Annotated in this window: 4 protein-coding genes; all 4 read right to left on the bottom strand. The window is 56.3% G+C overall.

Features of this window, described 5'->3' with window-relative positions; all coding sequences use genetic code 11:
- Positions 1–498, bottom strand: a 498-nt coding sequence (locus L692_RS0101650) for a rod shape-determining protein (RefSeq protein ID WP_025696610.1), incomplete at its 3' end; no start/stop codon positions are given.
- Positions 499–596: 98 nt separating this feature from the next.
- Positions 597–884 carry a sporulation transcriptional regulator SpoIIID gene (gene spoIIID / locus L692_RS0101655; protein ID WP_025696612.1) on the bottom strand — a complete coding sequence of 96 codons (288 nt, stop codon included), beginning with the start codon at positions 882–884 and terminating at the stop codon, positions 597–599.
- 212 nt (positions 885–1,096) lie between these two features.
- Entirely contained in the window at positions 1,097–1,852 is a 756-nt protein-coding gene (locus tag L692_RS0101660; RefSeq protein ID WP_025696613.1) for a M23 family metallopeptidase, read from the bottom strand.
- A 60-nt stretch (positions 1,853–1,912) separates the two neighbouring features.
- Positions 1,913–2,572, bottom strand: a 660-nt coding sequence (locus tag L692_RS0101665; protein ID WP_025696614.1) for a SpoIID/LytB domain-containing protein, incomplete at its 5' end; no start/stop codon positions are given.

The following is a 2,572-nucleotide window of genomic DNA, read 5'->3' on the forward strand; positions in this document are numbered from 1 at the left end:
CATGGAGAGTACGGCTACATCCGTCGTTCCGCCGCCGATGTCGACGACCATATTTCCGCTAGGTTGATAAATGTCCATGCCCGCTCCGATTGCCGCAGCCTTCGGTTCCTCTTCCATGAAGACTTCCTTCGCCCCGCTGCGCTCCGCCGCTTCGCGGATCGATTTCTGCTCAACAGAGGTAATATTCGTAGGGGCGCAGATCAAAATGCGGGGACGCGCGTACCAGGTGCGGCCTCCGACGCGGTCGATGAAATATTTCAGCATCGTCTCCGTAATTTCAAAATCGGCGATAACGCCATCGCGGAGCGGACGAATCGTCGAGATGTTTCCGGGGGTGCGGCCAACCATACGGCGCGCCTGTTCTCCCACCGCAAGGACCCTCTTCGTGTCGCTTTCAAGCGTGACCACGGAAGGCTCATCCAGAACGACTCCTTTTCCTTTAACATGAATAAGCACATTGGCTGTGCCGAGATCGATTCCGATGTCCTTGCTAAGCATAATGAAAGAGCCCCCAAAGTAATTATTTTAGATGAGAGATATAAGTTAGTACCAAATTTAAAATTACCATACTTTAGGGGAGAAGTTCAATGAGAATATTACGGTTTTACCGCTACGGCCACCTCCCGCTTCTTCCCCGTGTTTTTCTTATATTTGATTTTTGTGGCCTCGCCCCCCCGGAGATGACGGATGGATTTGTGGTATTCAAGAATGTGCTTCACCTGATCGGCCAGATCAGGATTGATTTCCGGCAACCGCTCGGTCAAATCTTTATGCACCGTGCTTTTGGAAACGCCGAATTCTTTGGCTATAGTCCGCACCGTATGCCTGGTTTCCACGATGCAGCGTCCGATTTTAATCGTACGTTCCTTGATGTAATCGTGCACGCTCCCGCCTCCCAACTGTGGATAGTTTGGTACATTATATGAGTGGCGGGCCTATATATTCGCGCTTTAACGGGATGACAAGCCGGGGCAGGCTCATTTTATTTGCGGGACAACCGTAAAAAAGCCCAGAAAGCGGGGACTTTGCTCCTAGCCTAAAGCGGAGCGGCACGAAAAAGCAGGAGGACGAGCGTCCCCCTGCCTTGTGGTCTATGCTATTGCTGCGATTTTTGCGGAAGCAGCTCCGAGGGATTGACGACCTTGCCGTCCTGGTACACCTCAAAATGCAGGTGGTTGCCCAGATCCTTCTCGATTTCATTGCGTCCGGCGGCGGCAAGCGTGTCGCCCTGCTTCACCTGATCCCCCTGCTTCACTTTGGCTTCTCCGAGACTTTGGTAGACCGTCTTCAGATTGCCTTGGGTCACCTCGACAACCGTGCCGAGCGTTGCCACATCCTCGACCCGGGTTACTTCGCCGCTGATGGCGGCCTTGACGTCAAATGCCTTGTTGTCCTCGCGGGCAAGGTCGATGCCGGTGTTGGGCGTAAAGGTATCGCCGCTTTGCACGATGGCCTCGATATGGTTCTGCTCGGTACCGTTCTCGTCGTAGTACGGCTTGACGACTTCCACTTCGCCCGGGTTGGCCACCGGCCAGGCCAGGCTCTCCGCCGAAGCGGCAACCTCCAGCGCATTCGGTTCTTCTCCCGCATTCGCAGCCCCGGCCTTATCGCCGGAAGCTCCGACATCCTTAGAGACAACGGCGGCGGTGTCTGTCGAAAGCGGCTTTTGGCCGGCATCCTGATAGACCCACACCAAGGTTAGTATAATTGCCGCTGCCGCTGTGTAGACTGCCGGAAATACCCACCGTTTGGAGAACAGTCTGTTCCATGAAGAAGGCTGGCTGCCCGTTTCTCCCTGTTTGGTTTTGAGAGATTCTTCAGTGGACGGTTTGTTTTGGTTTTGTTCATTCATTTGCTATCACCTCAGTAACCAGTGTTACCGGGCGGTTCGCTTTTATACGTTTCTTGCACTTTATTTTTTCAAAAGAGTCGAGACTTGCGAAAACGATATTCCGCTGTAGTAGTGTTTGAGAATCTGCGTCGCCGTAGCGCCCTCCTTCGCCATCCCGTTCGCTCCCCATTGACTCATGCCGACGCCGTGGCCGCTCCCATAAGTTGTAATGGCAATCCGCCCGTGACCCATCGTCCAGGTGAACTGGCTGGAGCGCAGCCCGAGCCTCTCCCGCACTTCGCGTCCCGTGAACACCTTGCCGTCAATCGAAATCTCCTTGACCCGGCGGCCTGAGGTGAGCGACAGCACCTTCATCTGCGGCGCGCCTGCAGCGGCTGATTCCGCCGAGAGCGGCAAAATCTTGCCCGACGCGTCTCCTCCCGATGGGGAGAACACCTTCCGCGCACCCGCTCCGTTGTCCCCCGCGATGCCCAGCCTCCCTCTCAGCTCCGAGACGCTGAAGGTCTCGGTAGCCTTAAGCCCCGGCGCCACCTCCCGGTCCCAGGGGCTCGCCACGCTGCGCAGGTAAGGCACGGTCGCCTTCCAGTAATCCTCCGAATTCTCCGTAAATCCTCCGCTGGAGGCGAAGAACGAGGCCGTAATCGGCTCGCCCTTGTACGTCATCACGAGGCCGCGCGTCTCTAAGGCCGCGCGGCGGAGCCTGGCCAGGTCGGCGCTGCG

Origin of the sequence: Paenibacillus forsythiae T98 (genome assembly GCF_000520735.1) — a bacterium.
Classification (GTDB): domain Bacteria; phylum Bacillota; class Bacilli; order Paenibacillales; family Paenibacillaceae; genus Paenibacillus_AQ; species Paenibacillus_AQ forsythiae.

Coding starts and splice junctions, on each gene's coding strand:
- L692_RS0101660 (WP_025696613.1), bottom strand. CDS start 1,852: ATGAATGAACAAAACCAAAACAAACCGTCCACTGAAGAATCTCTCAAA.